Below are 18,802 nucleotides of genomic sequence, written 5' to 3' on the forward strand. Positions count from 1 at the left end.
ATGAGACGTGCCCACGCGGTGCTGCTCGCCCTCTGTCTCGCGCTCGCCGGCGCCCTGGTCACCGCGGGGCCCGCGCAGGCCGCCCCGCAGACCATCGCCAACGGCACACAGTTCACGGACGGTTCGGGAAGCCCCGTCCACGCCCACGGCGGCGGGGTCCTCAAGGTCGGGTCCTACTACTACTGGTTCGGCGAGCACCGCAACGCCGACAACACCTTCCGCTACGTGGACGCCTACCGCTCCACCGACCTGAAGAACTGGGAGTTCCGCAACCACGTCCTCACCGAGGCCAGTCACCCGGAGCTCGCCACCGCCAACATCGAGCGGCCCAAGGTCATGTACAACGCCTCCACCGGCCAGTTCGTGATGTGGATGCACAAGGAGAACGGCAGCGACTACAGCGAGGCCCGAGCCGCCGTCGCCGTCTCCGACACCGTGGACGGCGCCTACACCTGGCGGGGCAGCTTCCGGCCGCTCGGGCAGCACATGTCCCGCGACATCACCGTCTTCACGGACACCGACGGCGCCGGCTACATGGTCTCCGCCGCCCGCGAGAACTACGACCTGCACATCTACCGGCTCACCGCCGACTACACCGGCATCGCGAGCCTGGTGGCCAACCCCTGGCCCGGCGGCCACCGCGAGGCCCCGGCCCTGTTCAAGCGGAACGGTGTCTACTTCATGCTGACCTCGGGCGCCACCGGCTGGAACCCCAACCAGCAGCGGTACGCCACCGCCACCAGCCTCTCCGGCCCCTGGTCGGCGATGCGCGACATCGGCGACTCCACCGCCTACGGATCCCAGACCGCGTACGTCCTTCCCGTGCAGGGCTCCACCGGCACCTCCTACCTGTACCTGGGCGACCGCTGGGGCAACTCCTTCGGCGGGACCGTCAACGACTCCCGCTACGTGTGGCTGCCGCTGACCTTCCCCTCGTCCACGTCGATGTCGATGTCCTGGTCGCCGGAGGTCACGATCGACACGGCCGCCGGGACCATCGGCGGTACGTCCGCCACGTACCACACGCTGACCGCCCGGCACAGCGGCAGGTGCGCGGACGTGACCGGTCAGTCGCTCTGGCAGGGCGCCCAGCTCAAGCAGTACGACTGCAACGGCGGCGGCAACCAGAGGTTCTGGTTCAAGTCCCTCGGCGGCGGCCACCACCAACTGGTGGTCCGGAACAGCGGCCTGTGCGTGCGGGAGAACGCGAGCACGGTCACGCAGGAGAACTGCGACGCCTCCGCGACCGCCCAGCAGTGGTCGCTCACCACCACCGGCTCGTACGTCAACGTGAAGTCCCGCGCCACCGGCGAGTGCCTGGACGTGAACGGCGCGTCCACCGCCAACTCCGCCGCGATCATCACATATCCCTGCAACGGAGGCACCAACCAGCAGTGGACCCGCGGAACATGAGACCAAACAAGGCAGCCCGGCATCTGGTGCCCGAGGGCACTGTCGGGGTGGGATGAACCCCTGGGGCGCTCCGACCGGAACCGGGGCGCCCCAGGCCCACCCCCCGCCACAGTTCGGCCGGCACCGAAGCGTCCCGCTTCTAGCGTTGCCGTATGACCGAGAGCACGCAGACCGGCACCCCTTCCGCGGCCGTCACCGGCATGGTCGACCACGTCCTCGCGCTGGCCGCCGGCTGGACCCGCTGGGACGGCGAACCCGCGCACGTCGATGACCGCCTCTACACCCCTCACAAGGCCATCCGCCGCGTCGCCGACCACCTGATCGACCACCTCGCGGAACTGGAGGCACGTCTCGCCGGCGAGGAGCCGCAGCCCGACCACTGGCACGCCTCCCTCGTCACCACCGAGGCCGACCTCGCCCCCTTCACTCCGCAGGACCTCGACGAGGCCCGCAGCCGCCTCACCCGGCTCGCCCGCATCTGGGCCAACCGCCTCGACGCGCTCACCGACGAACAGCTCGACGACTCCCCGGGCGAAGGCTGGAGCTTCCGCGAACTCGCCCGCCACCTCCACGAGTCGGTCTACTACGCGGACGCCGTGGGAGACCTCTCATGACCGCCTTCGCCGACCTGCACCACGCCGACGAGCCCCTGCTGCTGCCGAACGCCTGGGACCACGCCTCCGCGCTCGCCCTCGCCGCCCACGGCTTCCGGGCCATCGGCACCACCAGCCTGGCCGTCGCGGCGGCGGCCGGCCTGCCCGACGGGGCGGCGGCCACCCGGGAGGAGACGCTGCGCCTCGCCCTCACCCTCGGCTCGGAGCCGTTCCCGCTCTCCGTGGACGCGGAGGGCGGCTTCGCCGACGACCCCGACGAGGTGGCCGAACTGGCCCGCGAGCTGTACGCGCTCGGCGCCGCCGGCATCAACCTGGAGGACGGGCTCGGGCCCGTCGACCGGCACGCGGCGAAGATCGCCGCCGTCCGGGCGGCGGCCCCCGGCCTCTTCGTGAACGCCCGCACCGACACGTACTGGCTCGGCGACGGCGAGGGCACCACCCGCCGCCTCGACGCCTACCGCGACGCGGGCGCGCACGGCGTCTTCGTCCCCGGCCTCACCGACCCCCGGGAGATCGCCGCCCTGGTGCGCGCCCTCGACGGAGTGCCCCTCAACATCCTGTACTCGCCCGGCGGCCCCTCCGTCCCGCACCTCGCCGACCTCGGCGTCCGCCGCGTCAGCCTCGGATCGCTGCTGTACCGGCGGGCGCTGGGCGCGGCGGTGGAGACGGCGGTGGACGTCAGGGCGGGCCGGAGGCCCGAGGGCACGGCACCCTCGTACGAGGAGATCCAGAGGAGGTCCAGTCGCCGGCCCGGCGCGAGCGCGGTGTGAGCGACGGCACGGATTCCTTCGGGCGACCCTGGTACGGTTGGGACTTTCGCGGGTATCAGACCCTTTGGACTCATCTCCGGCGAGGGACCGAGGAACCATGGACATGGACATCCCCGGCGAGAAACGACTGGCGGCCGCGGTCGTGCGGGACGACGAGGGGCGGGTGCTCCTGGTGCGCCGCAGCGCGGAGGAGAGGTTCCTGCCCCGGGTGTGGGGCGTTCCGTGCGGCAAACTCGAACCCGACGAGAACGCCCGCGACGGCGCGCTGCGCGAGCTGAAGGAGGAGACCGGCCTGCTCGGCGAGATCGTGCGCAAGGTGGGCGAGTCGTCCTTCGTCAGCGAGTACCGGGGGCAGGAGACCAAGAACTGGCAGGAGAACTTCCTGGTCCGCCCGCTGACGTGGCGGATCACCCTCCCCCGCCCGGACCAGGCCCACGCCTGGCTGCACCCGTCCGAGCTGACCGGCGTCGACATCGACGCCTACAACCTCGACGTCGTACGCCAGGCCCTCACGGATTCCTGAGCAGCTCCGCCAGCCCGTTCAGCGCGGCCAGATAGCCCGCCACGTCCAGCGGCTCCTTCGCCGTCGCGCCCGCGCGCGGGCCCGCCGCCGTGAACACATCGGTGTGCGGCCGTCGTTCGGTCCCCGTCTCCAGGAACAGCGTCACCGTCGGCTCCCGTGTGTCGCACCAGGCGCGGTGCAGGGTGTGCGCGGGCAGGGCGTAGGTGCTGCCCGCCGCGTAGCGGCCGGTGTGGGACAGCCGCAGCCGCGCCGGACCCGCCGGGGTCAGCAGCCAGTCCGCCGAACCGTCCGCCAGGGACTCCTCGTACCGGGTCGCCTCGACACCGCCGTCGTCGCCCACCTCGTACAACTCCATGCGCAGCCGCCCCCGCACGATGTGCGAGGCCAGCGTCGAACGGTGGTTGTGGATGTCCTCCCGGCCGGTGCCGCCCGCGCCCGCGTGCCACAGATGCACGCGCAGCATGTGCCGCGGCCCCGCGTCCACCAGCAACAGCTTGTCGAAGCCGAGCACATGCCGGTACGACAGCCGCGCGCGGCCCTCCGGATCGCCCTCCCCGCGGGCCAGTTCGGTCACCAGCTCCAACAGCCGGTCGGGTGCGCCCAGTTCGGTGACCACCGCGTCGGCCGCCGCCACCCGGTCCCGCTCGGGCAGCTCACCGTCCAGTGCCCCCGCCAGTAACCGCCGTGCCGCCGACGCCCGCCGACCTCCCATGCACCCCGTCCCTTCTCGTCACGCCGTGTCCCGGTCGTCCGGCCGGTACGTCCACAGGGCGTGCGCACGCAGCGCCGACACGCCCTGATACGTCATCCACATCGGGTGCCGCAGTTCGGTGCTGTCGCCCCGTCCCCAGGACCAGATGCCGTCCCGCTGCCCCGACCGCACCGCGGCGGCGGCCCCGTCCACCAGCTCCCGCCACGTCTCCTCCAGGCCGTCCTGCCGGGCGACCTCCAGCGCGCCCCGTGAGAGCAGCGCCCGCACGACCCAGGTCGCGGTGAAGTGCCGTACGTTCAGCACCTCGTGGCGCGCGGGGTCGTCCGGGCGGGGCCGGCGCACCTCCTCGCGCAGGTTCTCCAGGTCCAGGCAGGCGTGGTGCGGGGCGTCCGGGCAGGACAGCAGCCAGCGCACGCCGTCCTCACGGGCGGCGCGCACACCCGCGGTCTCGCCCAGGACCCGCGCCGCACGCTCCAGGGCCACCACCGCCTGCGCGGTGTGCAGCGGGGACGGCGGCCCGTACGGCGGGTCGAGCCGGTAGCCCCAGCAGCGCAGACGGTCACGGGCCGGATCGCTGATCACCCCGTCGACGAGGGCCTCGCGCAGGTGCGGCAGGGCCGCGCAGTCGGGCGCGGCCCGCAGCAGGCCGCGCAGCACCGTCGTCACGACGTGCGTCGACTCCCGTCCCGCCCGGTCGAGTTCACGGGTGAACGCGTCCGTGCAGTGGTCCACCTCCCGCGCGAGACGGTCCGCCGGCACACCCGCGCGGGCCAGCGCACCCAGCACCAGCGCGGTCACCTCGGGCCGCGCCACGGCCCCCTGGGACCGGGCCGACCAGCCACCGCCCGGCAGCCGCAGCCGCCACAGCGTGTCGACCAGCTCGCCCGGACCCAGCCGGCCGTCGGTCATGCCCAGGTCGAGCAGCGTCTGAAGCCCGTACGCGGTGCCGACGGACGTGGGACGGGAGGGGCCGCTCTCGCCCAGGGAGTGCGACCAGCCGGTGAGCCGCCCCCGGTCCGGGTCGTCCACCACCGACACCTGCGCGACCAGGGTGTCGTACACGGACGCGAGGACTTCGGGGAGCGGGCCGGGCGCGGGGCCGGCCGTGGGCTCCGTCGGCGGGGAGGCGCCGGCCGGCTCGGCGGTCCGGGCCCGCACCAGCGCCGCAGCCAGCCACGCGGCGACCCCCGTGCCGACCCCGCTCACCGAGGAGATCAGATACTTCGCCGCCTCCCCGCCCAGGGAGTCGGGCAGCACCTGGAACAGGAACTGGAACACCCCGTACCCGGCGGCCGCGCACCCGAGACCGCCGAGCCAGCCCACGAACCGGACGGGACGGGACGGCCCGCCACCCGTACCGCCCGTCGGCGGACCGGGGCGCACGGGCCTCAAAGGGCCGCGCCCCAGGCGCTGTTGGGACAAGGCGCACTCCCTCCCGCGAGCGGCGGCCACATGGTGTGCCCGAAGATCCCATCCTAGGAAAACGGCTCCGACTCAACGTCCGTACCGCTGTTTTCGCCGTCTCACACCCGACACGCCCACCCGCCGGTCAACGTGCCCGCTCCCGGGGCCAGTTCACCAGGGCGATGTGCAGGGCCTCGACCGTTCTGTCCCAGGAGGTCCGCACGTCACGGGGGTCGCCGAAGGCGCCGGCGGACTCCAGGGCGCAGTAGCCGTGGAAGGTGCTGCGGAGCAGGCGCACGGCGTCGGTGAGGTCCGGCTCGTCCAGGCCGTACGCGCGGAGCATGCCGTAGGTGATCTCGGCGGTGCGGCGCAGGGCGGGGGAGTCGGTGACCAGGGAACGGTCCAGGGGGATCTGGGTGGCCGCATAGCGGCCCGGGCAGGTGAGGGCGTACTCCCGGTAGGCGTCGGCGAACGCCGCCAGCGCCTCCTTGCCGGTCCGCCCCTCCACCGCCGCCGCGATCCGGTCGATCATCTCGCCGCCGGCGAGCAGCGCCATCCGGGTGCGCAGGTCGCGCAGACCGCGCACATGCGCGTACAGGCTCGCGTCCCGCACACCGAAACGCCGGGCCAGCGCGGACAGGGTGACGTTCTCGTATCCGGCTTCGTCGGCGAGGTCGGCGGCCGCCGCGACGAGACGGTCCGTGGTGAGTCCGGCGCGCGGAATGGAGGCCTCCGAAGGGAACCTGAGGGGTCCGGGAAGCGCCCAGCCTATCGAGCGTGCCCGAACGAGCCGCCGTGTCCGGGGCATGCGGCGCTCATCTGCACGTCGTTCAACGTTCATGCGTTGCCTTGATCCTCCACACGCGGCGTGGTCGCGCCGCGGCATCGAGGAGGCACTTCATGGGTCACGGACACGCGCACGGGCCGCACCACCACCATCACGAGCACGACCACGGGCACGAGGCGACGGCCCCGCTGCCCGCCGCGTTCGACACCTCCGTGCCCGACGAGGCGCTGAACCCCGAGCAGAAGTCCCGCCGTACGCTGCTGCGCCGGGCCGGGCTGCTCGGCGCGGGCCTCGCGGCCGGCACCGTGCTCTCCACGGGCGCCGGTGCCGCCACGCCCGCGCACGCGGCGGGCGACAGCCGTCGCGGCGGCGGCAGGGGCAAGGGGTTCCTGTGGCTGGCGGGTGACCACCACATCCACACCCAGTACAGCAGCGACGGCAAGTACCGCGTCGTCGACCAGGTCCGCCAGGGCGCCCGGCACGGCATGGACTGGCTGGTCATCACCGACCACGGCAGCACCACCCACGCGAAGATCGGCGTCGAGAAGGTCAACCCGGACATCCAGGAGGCCCGCGCCGCCCACGAGGACACCCTCGTCTTCCAGGGCCTGGAGTGGAACATCCCGGCCGCCGAGCACGGCACCGTCTTCGTCCACCCCGGCCGCAACGAGGTCTCCGTCCTCAAGCAGTTCGAGACCGACTACGACGGCAGCGTCAAGGGCGCCGGCGACTCCACCCCGGCCAACGAGGCGCTGGCCATCGCCGGCCTCAACTTCCTCGCCGACCAGGTGAGGCGGCGCAAGGTCAAGGACGCCCTGATGCTCGCCAACCACCCCGCGCGCAAGGGCATCGACTCCCCGCACGAGATCCGCGCCTGGCGCGACGCGACCGGCACCGGCGAACGGCAGATCGCCGTCGGCTTCGAGGGCGCCCCCGGCCACCAGGCCGCCGGACTGCCCAAGCCGCTCGGCCCCGGCGGAGGCCGCGGCATCTACGACGGCAGCCCCGGCCCCAACTCCTTCGCCGGCTACCCGCTGGAGAGCTACCGCACCTGGGGCGGCTTCGACTGGATGACCGCCACCGTCGGCGGCCTCTGGGACAGCCTCCTCGCCGAGGGCCGCCCCTGGTGGATCACCGCCAACTCCGACTCCCACCAGGTGTACGCCGACACCGGCGCCCGCGGCGGCGGCGACTTCGCGGCCAACGGCCGCTACGACGACCCCGTCTACGCCGGGAAGATCGACGTCACCCAGGGCGACTTCTGGCCCGGCCAGTACAGCCGCACCCACGTCGGCGCCGACGGCTTCTCCTACGCCGCCGTCATGGACGGCATCCGCGCCGGACGCGTCTGGGTCGACCACGGGCAGCTGATCAGCGGCCTCGACGTCCGTGTCTCCGGCGGCAGCCGCTGGGCCACCCTCGGCGGCGCCCTGCACGTGCGCAAGGGCACCAAGGTCACGCTGACCGCCGACGTCGCCCTCGCCGGCGGCAACAACTGGGCCGGATTCACGCCGAAGCTCGCCCGCGTGGACGTCATCCAGGGCGATGTCACCGGCCCGGTCGCCGACAAGGACACGTTCACCGCGCCCACCGCGAAGGTCGTCCGGTCGTACGACATCGACAAGACCGTCGGCACCGTCCGCGTCACCTTCGACCTGGGCCGGGTCGACCGCCCGCTGTACGTCCGCCTGCGCGGCACCGACGGCAACCGGTCCGCCGTCGGCGTGATGGGCGCGAACGTCGACCCGGCGGGCCCCGCCATCGACGTCGTCGGCGACGCCGACCCGTGGCGCGACCTGTGGTTCTACTCCAACCCGGTGTGGGTCCTGCCGTCGTGACGCCGTACGCCCTCACCGTGGACCCGGGCATCCGGGACCTGCTCGAGGCCGACCACCTGCTGCACCGGATGGCCGCCGAACTCGACCTGCCCGAGGACGTGTTCGGCTGCACCCACCTGGTGCGCGACGACCGCCCGCGGGTCACGGTGTCCCTGTCCCTGCCCTCGCGGCCGCTCCCGGACACCCTCCGGGAGCGGCTCGCGGGGTACGGCCCCGTCTCCCCGGGCCTGCCCGACGCGGTGGGGCGCGCGGTGCTCTACCCGGGCGCCCCCGCCCTCACCGGCACGCTGACCGTCGCGGAGCTGCTGGCCGGCTCCGCGATCGCCCGCGTGACGGTGCTGGGCACGCCCGGGCCCCCGGGCCCGGAGACCCGCGTGATCACCCGTGACCATGTGCGGCCGACGTGGCAGCGGGACGAACTCGTCCTCGCCGCCACCCCGGCCCTGGGCGGCACCCTCGTGCCGTTCGAGGCCCCGGACCCCACGCCCTGCTGCGCCGATCACTGAGGAGGTCAGTCGCGCGGCTGAGAGAAGACGAACGAGAACTCCGCGGGCCCGGGCCACAGGAAGTACCGGGGGAGGGGGCCCGGCCCGCAGGACTGGGAGCCGATGCCGTGCAGCCGGTGGTCGAGGTTGACCCAGATCGTGTCGCCGGGCACGAGGTCGGTGCGATGGCGGGCGGCGTCCAGGTGCTCGGTGGTCCAGGGCCTGGCCGTGAACCAGAACTCCGGGTCGCCGTCGACCCTGAGGCCGCCGACCTCCGCCCAGCGCACGTCGGCGCGGGCGCCGTTCTCCTGCGGGCGGACATAGGGCGTCTGGAGGTCCTGGACGCTCGCGTCCCACAGCAGGTCCTTGGACGCGGCCCTGGTGTCCGGATACGCCTCGTTCCCGCCGCCGAACCAGAAGACGGCGTCCTCGGGGGTGCCCGCGATCCCGAAGCGGACGCCGAGCCGGGGGAGCGGCACCCGCCAGTGGCCCTCCGGCACGACCGAGACGGTCAGCCGTACGCGCGTGCCGTCGGACGTCCAGCGGTACGCCGTCCGCAGCCCCGTCTCCCGGCCGGCGGGCGCCACCCGGGTGCGTACGGTCAACGCGTCGCCGTCCGTCTCCACGCCGTCCAGGCGGTGCCGCATCCGGTGCAGGCCCAGCTCGCGCCAGAGCGGCCCGTACCGGGTGTCGGTCTGCCAGGACGCGCCGTCGTCGTTGTCGGTCGTCGCCCGCCACACGTCCAGGCGCAGCTCGCTCACCGGCACACCGGCGAGGGAACGCACCGCGCCGGTGCGGGCGTCGAACACCGCCGGGCCGAGGGTGATCCGGTCACCGTCGACGGAGGGCCGCACGCCGGTCGCCGACGGCAGCGGGGCGCGGCGGGCCACCGTCGCCTGCGCCCAGGCCACCTCGTGACCCCGACCGGCCCAGGGCGCGTCCTCGGCGAGCAGCGCCCGCACCGTCCACTGGACCTCCTGGCCCTCGCCGTCCGGCGCCTCGGGCAGCTTGACCTCCGCCGACTCCCCCGGGGCCAGCGGCGGCACGGTGAGCGGGTGCGCCCCCGTTGGCCAGCCGTCCACCTGGTGGGAGAACTCGAACTCCAGATGGGACAGGTCCGCGAAGTCGTACCGGTTGGTCACCCGTACGGTGCCGTCCGTGTCGCCGGGCCCGATCCGGACCGGCTCGATCACCTTCTTGTACTCGATCAGTCCCGGTGAGGGCGTGCGGTCCGGGAAGATCAGCCCGTCGCAGACGAAGTTGGCGTCGTGCAGCTCCTCCCCGAAGTCCCCGCCGTAGGCGTAACCCAGCTCCGGGTGCTCGACACCGTGGTCGATCCACTCCCAGACGAAGCCGCCCTGGAGCCGGTCGTACCGCTCGAACAGCTCCTGGTACTCGGTGAGTCCGCCGGGGCCGTTGCCCATGGCGTGCGCGTACTCGCAGAGGATCAGGGGCAGCCGACGCCTGCTGTGGGTGCCTCCGTCCAGGCCCCGGCCGATCCGCTCGACCTCCTCGTGCGGCGGGTACATCCGCGAGTACACGTCGGTGTCCCGGCAGCCGGGGTCGCCCTCGTAGTGCACCGGGCGGGAGGGGTCCCGGCCGTGGATCCAGTCGGCCATCGCGGTGAGTCCGCGTCCGGTGCCCGCCTCGTTGCCGAGGGACCACATCACCACCGACGGATGGTTCTTGTCCCGCTCGACCATGCGCGCGGCCCGGTCCAGCAGGGCCGGGGTCCACCGCTCGTCGTCGACCGGATTGTCCCGCCACTCCTGCTCGACGAAGCCGTGCGTCTCCAGATCGCACTCGTCGATCACCCACAGCCCGTACTCGTCGCACAGGCCGAGGAACGCCGGGTGCGGCGGATAGTGGGAGGTGCGGACGGCGTTGACGTTGTGCCGCTTCATGAGCAGCACGTCCTCGCGCATGGTGTCCAGGTCCAGCGCCCGGCCCTGGCGCGGATGCCACTCGTGCCGGTTGACGCCCTTGAACAGCAGCGGCGTTCCGTTCACCTTGATCAGGCCGTCCTCGACGACGACCGTACGGAAGCCGACGCGCAGGGGGACGCGTTCGCCCGCCGTGGCCAGGACCCCGTCGTACAGCCGGGGTGTCTCCGCCGTCCACGGCTCGACCGGGACCGTCACCGGCTCGCCGGTCGCCACGTCGACGCCCAACTCCTCGATGAACACGTGCCCTTCAACCTCGGAGTCGACGCGCAGGGTGCCCTCGCCGGTGACATGGTCGTAGGAGGCGTGTACGAAGAAGTCGCCCGCGGCGCCGGGCGGGCGGTGCAGCAGGGTCACGTCACGGAAGACGCCGGGCAGCCACCACTGGTCCTGGTCCTCCAGATACGACCCCGCCGACCACTGGTGGACCCGCACCGCCAGCACGTTCCCGGACGTCTTCAGCAGTTCCCCGACCGCGAACTCGTGCGGCAGCCGCGACCCCTTGAACTCCCCGAGCTCCGTGCCGTTCAGCCACACCCGGGCGCAGGACTCCACGCCGTCGAAGCGGAGCACGGCCGTACCGTCGGCCGGCCAGTCGCCGGGCAGGTCGAAGACGCGCAGATGGTCGCCGGTCGGGTTCTCGGTGGGCACGCGCGGCGGGTCGACGGGGAAGGGGTAGAGGTGGTTGGTGTAGATCGGCGCGCCGTGACCCTGGAGCACCCAGTGGCCGGGCACTGTCACCTCCGCCCAGCTCCCGGCGTCGTACCCGGGCTCGGCGAACGAGTCGTCCTCGGCGTCGGCCGTCGCGGACACCCGCAGGCGCCAACTGCCGTTCAGTGACAGGGACGCCGCGTCCGAGGACGCGTACCAGGCGCGCGGGGGCAGGGTCCCGCGGCCGGGGGAGACGTCCTCGACGTAGCCGGTCGGGCCGTTCGCCGTGGTGCGCACTGACATGGGTCTCCTAGCTCAGCCCTTGATCCCGGTCTGCGCGATGCCCTGCACCAGCCAGCGCTGGAGGAACAGGAACACGCACACCAGGGGGAGGATGGAAATGGCCGTGGCCATGAAGATCAGATGGAAGTTGACGGTCTGGTTGGTCATGTAGGAGGACAGCGCCACCTGGACCGTCCAGGCGCTCGGGTCCTGGCCGATGACCAGCGGCCACAGGAAGGAGTTCCAGCCGCTGATGAAGGTGATCGTGGCGATGGCGGCGAAGAAGTTCAGCGAGTTCGGCACGACGACCCGCCAGTACGCGCCCCAGTGGCCGAGCCCGTCCACCCGCGCCGCCTCCTCCAGCTCCTTGGGGAACCCCAGGAAGTACTGCCGGAACAGGAAGCAGGTGAAACCACTGAAGAGGCCCGGAATGATCAGGCCCCGGTAGCTGTCCACCCAGCCGAGCGAGGAGACGAGCACGAAGCTGGGCACGAAGGTGACGGCGGTCGGCACCATCAGGGTCACCAGCACGGCGTAGAACACCTTGTCGGCGTGCCGGTACGGGATGCGGGCGAGACCGTATCCGGCCAGGGAGCAGACCAGCAGGGTGCCGACGGTGTGCGCCACGCCGACGACCGCCGAGTTCCACAGCGACCGGGCGAAGTCGACCGTCGGGTCGTCGAACGGCTCGGTGATGTTGCCCCACTGGATGTCGGTGGGGAAGAACTGCCACTCCTCGCCCGTGATCGCGGCGTCGGTGGACAGGGCGTTGCGCACGATCAGATAGAAGGGGACGAGGAAGAGCAGCGCGGCGACGGCCGTGGCGGCGTACAGGCCCGCCGAGCCGATGACGTTCCCGCGCCTGACCCGGCGCGGTGTCCTGGTGGTCACTTGGCGCCCTCCGACCTGCCGAAGCCCATGATCCGGCCCTGGAGCAGCGTCACCAGACAGATCAGCAGCGTGAGGATCAGCGCTCCCGCGCTGCCCGCGCCGTAGTCCTGGTTGTCGCCCAGCGCCTTGTAGTACAGCTCGACCAGCGGAGGGCGCCCCCAGGTCGTCTTCGACAGCAGGTTGAAGAACTCGTCGAAGGCCTGGTACGCCGCCACCAGCAGCAGCAGGACCACCGCCGTCGAGGTCGCGCGCAGCTGCGGCAGCGTGATGTGCCGGAACGTCTGCCGGCCGGGCTTCGCCCCGTCGATGGCCGCCGCCTCGTACAGCTCCGGCGGGATGTTCTGGAGCGCCGCCAGGAAGAGGATCATGTAGAAACCGGCCTGGAGCCACAGCCGTACGGTGACGATGACCAGCCAGTACCAGGGCGGGTCGGGGCTGGCCAGCCAGGCGGTGGTGTCGGCGCCGAACCAGCCGAGGACCGTGTTGGCGAGCCCGAAACGCACGCCGTTGAAGATGGACATCTTCCAGATCAGCGAGGCGGCGACATAACTCACCGCCGTCGGCAGGAAGAACACGGACCGGAAGAACGCCCGCATGAACCGCAGCCGGTTCACCGCCAGCGCGAGGGCCAGCGACAGCGCCCAGGTGGTGGGGACGACGATCGCGGCGAAGACGGTGAAGGTGACCAGGGAGCCCATGAAGTCGTCGTCCGTGAGCATGGTGCGGTAGTTCTCGAAGCCGACGAACTCGCTGGGCGTGACCGTGAAGCGGGCCTCGAAGAACGACAGCCAGGCGCTCCAGAGGATGGGGACGTAGACGAAGATCAGCAGGCCGAGGAGGAAGGGCCCGGTGAACAGCCAGAAGGCGAGGGTGTGGTGGGTCCGCAGGCTCCGCCGTGGCCGGGCGGGGGCGGGAGGGGTGACCTCGCGCGGCGTGGTGGTCGACATCTCGTGACTGCCCGTCCGCCGGTCTATCCGAAGAGCTTGTCGAGTTCGCGGTTCACCTTCCCGTCGGCCTTGTCGAGCGCGGCCTCCGGGTCACCGCCCTTGCGGACGCAGTCGGCGAGGACGTCCTCCAGGGCCGTGATCATCGCCTGGGTCCAGCCGATGTTGTCGAAGTGCCCGAACTCGTTGAACAGCTTCACGCCCTCGGCCGGCAGACCGGACTTCAGCTTGTCGGCGGACTCGGCGAGCGACGTGCGGGGCGGGATGTGGAAGCCGTAGGAGAGTGCCCAGTCCTCCTGGTACTCCTTCTGGTCGATCCACAGCCACTTCACGTACTCCTTGGCCGCGTCGACGTTCTTTCCCTTGGCGTTGACGAACATCGACCAGCCGCCGTTGTAGACGGCCTGCTTGCCCCCGTCGGTGACCTTGGGGAAGGGGAAGATCCCGAGGTCGTCGCCCAGTGCCTCCTGCATCTGCGGCATGGCCCACATGCCGCACCACTGGATCGCGGTGAGCCCCTGGTTGAGCGCGGAGGGGTCCCAGAAGTCGGTCGGCGCGTCGAGCAGCAGATCGCCGCTGGTGAACAGCTTGCGCAGGGTGCGGAAGCCGCCGACGACGCCGTCCGTGTGGTACGCGATCGCGTTGTTCTCGTCCAGGGTGTCGGCGCCGGACGCCCAGATCATCGGGTTGACGATCGAGTGCAGGGTGTTCCCGAGGTAGATCCCCTTGACCTTGTCCGTGGTCAACTCGGCTGCGGTGGAGAGGAGTTCGTCGAGGGTCTGCGGGATGCCGACGCCCGCCTTGTCGAACAGCGACTTGCGGTAGAAGAAGAACTGCGGGTCGTCGATCATCCGGACGCCGTAGATCTTCCCGTCGACGGTGTGCGACTGGATGTCCGCCGGGTTGAAGTCGTCCTTCACTGGCTCGATCAGGTCGCTCAGATCGGCCACCTGGCCGCTCTTGACGAGCTGGATCTGCGGGTGGAACTCGAAGACGTCCGGTGCCTTGTCGGTGAGCAGCGAGGCGAACAGCTTGCTCTCGAAGTTGGAGCCGGTGATCCACTGGGTGGTCACGTTCGCTTCCTCGTACGCCTTCGCGTACCGCTTGATCGCCTGCTCGGTGCCGGCCTCACCGTAGGCGTGGAAGTACTGGACCAGGGTGCCGCCCGAACCGGAGCCGCCGCCCCGGCCGTTGTTGCCGCCGCAGGCGGCGAGTCCCCCGGCGGCGGCGAGCCCCAGGGCCGCGCGCAGTACTGATCGACGGTCCCACGTGCTGTTGCTCGATGGAGGCATGGCGACGTCCTTGTCTCGAGTGCGGCTGTCGGCGGGATGGCGCTCAAGGACTTGCGGTGCGCGGGACGCTAACCTTCGGCAAATACTTCGGCAAGGGGTTGGACAAAGCCCGTACGAAGAGGCGGGGTCGTTCGTGATGACGAACGGGTCCAGGAGTCAGCGCCGGTTGGCGGGGGCCCGCTTGCCGGTCGACTGCAACGCCCCCTCCAGGGCGAACGTCGCCGCTCCCAGACACACCGGGTCGGTCGGGATCGGGGAGAGGACGATCCGGGTGGCGGCCAGCGGGCGGCGCAGCGCGTGCCGGGTGACGGCCTCGCGCACCTCGTCGAGCAGCGGCTCGCCGAACGCGGCCGCGACCCAGCTGCTGAGCACGACCACCTCAGGGTTGAAGAGGTTGATCAGATCCGCGACACCGGCGCCCAGGAAGCGGGCGGTGTGCGCGAGCACCTCCACCGCCACCGGATCGCCGGCCCGCACCCCCGCGGCGAGCGCGTCGATGGTGGCCGTCTGGTCCCCGGGCCGCAGCAGCGGACTGTCCGGGCTCAGCTCCCGCAGATTGAGCATGATCCCGGGCGCACCGACGTACGTCTCCACGCAGCCGTGGTTGCCGCAGTGGCAGGGGCGGCCGTCCAGGACGAGCGTGGTGTGGCCCCATTCGCCGGCGCTGTTGCTGACGCCCCGGTGCACCCCGCCGCCCAGCACCAGCCCGGCGCCCACCCCGGTCCCGAGGTTCACCACCACCGCGTCCCCGTGCCCGCGTGCCGCCCCGAACCACAGCTCGGCCACCGCGCAGGCCCGCAACGGGTTGTCCAGGTGCAAGGGGTAGGCGATGTGGTCGGTGAGCAGGTCGAGCAGGGGCACGTCGTGCCAGTCCCAGTTCGGCGCGTACGCGCAGACACCGGTGTCCCGGTCCACCTGACCCGGCACGCTCACCCCGACCCCGAGCACCCGCGCGCCCGCCACCCCGGCCTGGGCCACCACGGAACCGACCGCCGTGGCGACATGGCCCACGACCTGCTCGGGCCGGCTCTCCCCGGGGCGCATGCCCTCCTCGGCGCGGGCCAGCACGTTCAGCGCCAGGTCGAACAGCTCGACCCGGACATAGGTCTCCGCCAGATCGACACCGATCAGCGCGCCCCCGGACGCGTGGACGGCCACCAGGCCCCGGGGGCGGCCGCCGGCCGAGTCCTCGAAGCCGACCTCGGTGATCATGCCGAGGTCGAGCAGCTCGCCGACCAGGGTGGCGACGGTGGCGAGACTGAGACCGGTGGCGGCCGCCAGCTCCTGCCGGGAGGTGGGCGAGGCGGCGATGATCTGGCGCAGCACCTGGTAGCGGTTGGCCGTGCGGATGTCCCGCGATGTGCGCTTCACCGTCAGCTGCCCCCATCCCTGCCGGGCCGACCCGGCACCGGCGCGGCAAGGCTATGGCGGCGGCCGACCTTTCGACAAGGGGTTTGGAAAGGGGCTTGACGAAGTCCGGGCAGGGGGCGGGGATCAGTCGCCCAGGACGTCCCGCACGAAGGCGTTGGTGAACTTGCGCCGCGGGTCCAGGTCCTCGGCGGTGCTCCGGAAGTCGTTCAGCCGCGGGTAGCGGGCGCGCAGCTCCGCCGCCGGGGTGGTGAACACCTTCCCCCAGTGCGGGCGCGGGTCGAACGGCGCCAGCGCCTCCTCCACCCGCCGCACCACCGGCAGCACCGCCCGCGTGTCCTCGATCCAGGTGAAGTGGACGGCCACCGTGTCCCGGCCGTAGGAGGGGCTGAGCCACTGGTCGTCACCGGCGACGGTCCGCACCTCGCAGGTCTGGAGCACGGGGGCGACCGTCTCCCGGATCCCGTCCAGCGCGTGCAGCGCGGCGACCGCCGACTCGCGCGGCATCAGGTACTCCGACTGGAGCTCCGCGCCGCTACTCGGGGTGAACTCCGCCCGGAAGTGCGGCAGCCGCTCGTGCCAGGGCCCGGGCACCCCGAACTGCTCGGTGCAGTTCACCGCCGGCATGCCCGGCACCGGGTGCATCTTCTCCGTCGCCGGAGCCGCCCAGGGGAAGTTCGGCAGCGGCTGGTCGGTGCGCCGCTTCACCCACACCTGACGGAAGCCCGGCGCCCGCCAGTCGGTGAACAGGCTCACGCTGTACGCCGCCGACATCACCGTGTCGAACGTGGCCTGGTCCAGGCCCTCCAGGGGCATCTCGGTGAACACGTGCTGTTCGACCTCGAAGGCCGGCTCCAGGCTCAGGGTGAGCGAGGTCACGACACCGAGCGCGCCCAGCGAGGTGACGACACCGTCGAAGAGGTTCGTCACCCCTTGCGTGAACCGTCCCCGGGAGCCGTCCGCCACCACCATCTCCACCGCGCGCACGGACGAGGCCAGCGGTCCGTTGCCGACACCGGAGCCATGGGTGCCGGTGGCGACCGACCCGGCCACCGAGATGTGCGGCAGCGACGCCATGTTCGCCAGCGCCAGCCCGTGCCGGTGCACCTCCCGCGCCAGTTCGGCGTAGCGCACGCCGCCCCCGACCCGTACCGTCCGGGCCGTCGTGTCCACGTCGATCACGGGGGGCAGCGCGTCGAGGGAGAGCAGGACACCGTCCTCGCCGGGCTCGGCGATCTCGTTGAAGGAGTGCCCGCTGCCCAGCACCCGCACCCGCGAGCTCGCGGCGACCAGGTTCAGCAGCGCGTTCACGCTGTGCGGGCGGTGCAGCTCCTTGGCGGCGTACGTGATGTTGCCCGCCCAGTTGGTCACGCTCTCGGTCATCCCTCGTCCCTCCTGGCGATCGGGACCGAAAAGGTCCCCGCCGGAACCTACCTCGCGCGTGGTCCACGTCTGTGGGGGGACCCGGCGCCCCGGATGTCCCAGCGGGGGCATACCGTGAGGAGTCGTACGTCCGAACCGGGAGGAGACACTTCGATGGGCAGCCGTACCGCGCTGGTCGAGGATCTGATGGAGCGGTTCCCGCACGTGCCGCGCGAGGCCGTCTTCAAGGAGGACCTGCTGCGCGGCGGTGTGGCCTTCGACCCGTCCGCGCTCAGCGACAACGAGAGCGGCGAGGTCAAACCGAAGTCCTACTTCATCTTCTCCTTCGACCACGGCACCCTGCCCGAGCTGGGCGAGGCCGCGCTGCGCCGCCCGCCGGAGGAGATCATCCTCACCGGCGGCCCGTACGACCTGCGCCGCACGGTGGTGTCGGTGCGCGTGAACCCGGCGTCCCCCTACCGCGTCGCCGCCGACGAGCACGGCATGCTCGGCCTCTACCTCGACGGCAGGCGGATCTCGGACGTCGGCGTGCCGCCCATGCCCGAGTACTACCGGCACACCCTCTCCAACGGGAAGTCCGTCATGGAGGTCGCCCCCACCATCCAGTGGGGCTACCTGATCTATCTGACCGTCTTCCGGGTCTGCCAGTACTTCGGCGCCAAGGAGGAGTGCCAGTACTGCGACATCAATCACAACTGGCGCCAGCACAAGGCGGCCGGCCGGCCCTACACCGGGGTGAAGGACGTCGAGGAGGTCCTGGAGGCCCTCGAGATCATCGACCGGTACGACACGGCGAAGGCGTCCACCGCCTACACCCTCACCGGCGGCGCCATCACCAAGACGGTCTCCGGACGCGACGAGGCCGACTTCTACGGCCACTACGCCAAGGCCATCGAGGAGCGCTTCCCCGGCCGCTGGATCGGCAAGGTCGTCGCCCAGGCCCTGCCCAAGCCGGACGTGCAGCGCTTCAAGGACTACGGCGTGCAGATCTACCACCCCAACTTCGAGGTGTGGGACGAGTACCTGTTCAAGATGTACTGCCCCGGCAAGGAGCGCTATGTCGGCCGGGACGAGTGGCACCGGCGCATCCTGGACTCCGCCGACGTGTTCGGGGCGCGCAATGTGATCCCGAACTTCGTCGCGGGCGTCGAGATGGCCGAGCCGTTCGGTTTCAAGACGGTCGACGAGGCCATCGCGTCCACCACCGAGGGCCTGCGCTTCTTCATGTCGCACGGCATCACGCCCCGCTTCACCACCTGGTGCCCGGAGCCGACCACCCCGCTCGGCAAGGCCAACCCGCAGGGCGCGCCGCTGGAGTACCACATCCGGCTGCTCCAGGCGTACCGGCAGACCATGGAGGACTTCGGCCTGTCCTCGCCCCCCGGCTACGGTCCGCCCGGACCCGGCCGCGCGGTGTTCTCCGTCAGCTCCTTCATGGACAGCCTCCCGGCGCGGGAGCCCGCCGAGACGGTCTGAGCCACGGGGGCTCCCAGCGGCCCCGG

16 protein-coding genes are annotated in these 18,802 nt (G+C 71.7%); 7 read left to right on the forward strand and 9 right to left on the reverse strand.

Going from position 1 to position 18,802, the window contains the following annotated elements; genetic code table 11:
* The 4 genes from ACZ470_RS07535 (at window position 1) to ACZ470_RS07550 (ending at window position 3,320) form a co-directional block, all read left to right on the forward strand.
* Window positions 1-1,413, forward strand: a complete 1,413-nt coding sequence (locus ACZ470_RS07535; protein ID WP_468425315.1) for an RICIN domain-containing protein — start codon at window positions 1-3, stop codon at window positions 1,411-1,413.
* Between the two features lie 152 nt (window positions 1,414-1,565).
* Window positions 1,566-2,027: a hypothetical protein gene (locus ACZ470_RS07540; RefSeq protein ID WP_468425316.1), complete on the forward strand. Its 462-nt coding sequence runs from the start codon at window positions 1,566-1,568 to the stop codon at window positions 2,025-2,027.
* Entirely contained in the window at window positions 2,024-2,797 is a 774-nt protein-coding gene (locus ACZ470_RS07545; protein WP_468425318.1) for an isocitrate lyase/PEP mutase family protein, read from the forward strand. Before ACZ470_RS07540 ends, ACZ470_RS07545 begins: the two co-directional genes overlap by 4 nt.
* 97 nt (window positions 2,798-2,894) lie before the next feature.
* Window positions 2,895-3,320: an NUDIX hydrolase gene (locus ACZ470_RS07550; RefSeq protein ID WP_468425320.1), complete on the forward strand. Its 426-nt coding sequence runs from the start codon at window positions 2,895-2,897 to the stop codon at window positions 3,318-3,320.
* Here ACZ470_RS07550 and ACZ470_RS07555 read toward each other — a convergent pair.
* From ACZ470_RS07555 to ACZ470_RS07565, 3 genes are all read right to left on the reverse strand, one after another.
* Complete coding sequence (locus ACZ470_RS07555) at window positions 3,307-4,032, reverse strand: hypothetical protein (RefSeq protein WP_468425322.1); 726 nt, start codon at window positions 4,030-4,032, stop codon at window positions 3,307-3,309. The two genes, ACZ470_RS07550 and ACZ470_RS07555, sit on opposite strands and share 14 nt — an antisense overlap.
* Before the next feature lie 18 nt (window positions 4,033-4,050).
* On the reverse strand, window positions 4,051-5,355 hold the full coding sequence (locus ACZ470_RS07560; protein WP_468425324.1) for a hypothetical protein: 1,305 nt from the start codon (window positions 5,353-5,355) through the stop codon (window positions 4,051-4,053).
* 226 nt (window positions 5,356-5,581) lie between these two features.
* A complete protein-coding gene (locus ACZ470_RS07565) occupies window positions 5,582-6,160 on the reverse strand; it encodes a TetR/AcrR family transcriptional regulator (RefSeq protein WP_468426271.1) in 579 nt (192 codons plus the stop codon).
* 176 nt (window positions 6,161-6,336) lie between these two features.
* Between ACZ470_RS07565 and ACZ470_RS07570 the strand changes: the two genes are divergently transcribed.
* Window positions 6,337-8,061, forward strand: coding sequence for a PHP domain-containing protein (locus tag ACZ470_RS07570; RefSeq protein ID WP_468425325.1), 1,725 nt, complete (start codon window positions 6,337-6,339; stop codon window positions 8,059-8,061).
* Entirely contained in the window at window positions 8,058-8,567 is a 510-nt protein-coding gene (locus ACZ470_RS07575; protein ID WP_468425326.1) for a hypothetical protein, read from the forward strand. The genes ACZ470_RS07570 and ACZ470_RS07575 overlap by 4 nt, the downstream gene beginning before the upstream one ends.
* Before the next feature lie 5 nt (window positions 8,568-8,572).
* Here the strand turns inward: ACZ470_RS07575 and ACZ470_RS07580 are convergent, their stop codons facing one another.
* The 6 genes from ACZ470_RS07580 to ACZ470_RS07605 all read right to left on the reverse strand — a co-directional run bounded on the left by ACZ470_RS07580 (window position 8,573) and on the right by ACZ470_RS07605 (window position 17,300).
* Window positions 8,573-11,443 carry a glycoside hydrolase family 2 TIM barrel-domain containing protein gene (locus tag ACZ470_RS07580; protein WP_468425327.1) on the reverse strand — a complete coding sequence of 957 codons (2,871 nt, stop codon included), beginning with the start codon at window positions 11,441-11,443 and terminating at the stop codon, window positions 8,573-8,575.
* Between the two features lie 12 nt (window positions 11,444-11,455).
* Entirely contained in the window at window positions 11,456-12,313 is an 858-nt protein-coding gene (locus ACZ470_RS07585) for a carbohydrate ABC transporter permease (protein ID WP_468425329.1), read from the reverse strand.
* On the reverse strand, window positions 12,310-13,260 hold the full coding sequence (locus tag ACZ470_RS07590; RefSeq protein ID WP_468425330.1) for a carbohydrate ABC transporter permease: 951 nt from the start codon (window positions 13,258-13,260) through the stop codon (window positions 12,310-12,312). Before ACZ470_RS07590 ends, ACZ470_RS07585 begins: the two co-directional genes overlap by 4 nt.
* 23 nt (window positions 13,261-13,283) lie before the next feature.
* A complete protein-coding gene (locus tag ACZ470_RS07595; RefSeq protein WP_468425332.1) occupies window positions 13,284-14,549 on the reverse strand; it encodes an ABC transporter substrate-binding protein in 1,266 nt (421 codons plus the stop codon).
* 156 nt (window positions 14,550-14,705) lie between these two features.
* A complete protein-coding gene (locus ACZ470_RS07600) occupies window positions 14,706-15,920 on the reverse strand; it encodes an ROK family transcriptional regulator (protein ID WP_468425334.1) in 1,215 nt (404 codons plus the stop codon).
* 123 nt (window positions 15,921-16,043) lie between these two features.
* Window positions 16,044-17,300, reverse strand: a complete 1,257-nt coding sequence (locus ACZ470_RS07605; protein WP_468425336.1) for an FAD-binding protein — start codon at window positions 17,298-17,300, stop codon at window positions 16,044-16,046.
* A 153-nt stretch (window positions 17,301-17,453) separates the two neighbouring features.
* On the opposite strand from ACZ470_RS07605, the gene ACZ470_RS07610 reads away from it, so the two are divergent.
* On the forward strand, window positions 17,454-18,776 hold the full coding sequence (locus ACZ470_RS07610) for a radical SAM protein (RefSeq protein WP_468425338.1): 1,323 nt from the start codon (window positions 17,454-17,456) through the stop codon (window positions 18,774-18,776).
* The last annotated feature ends 26 nt before the right edge of the window (window positions 18,777-18,802 follow it).

This window comes from Streptomyces sp. NPDC031111 (assembly GCF_055570675.1).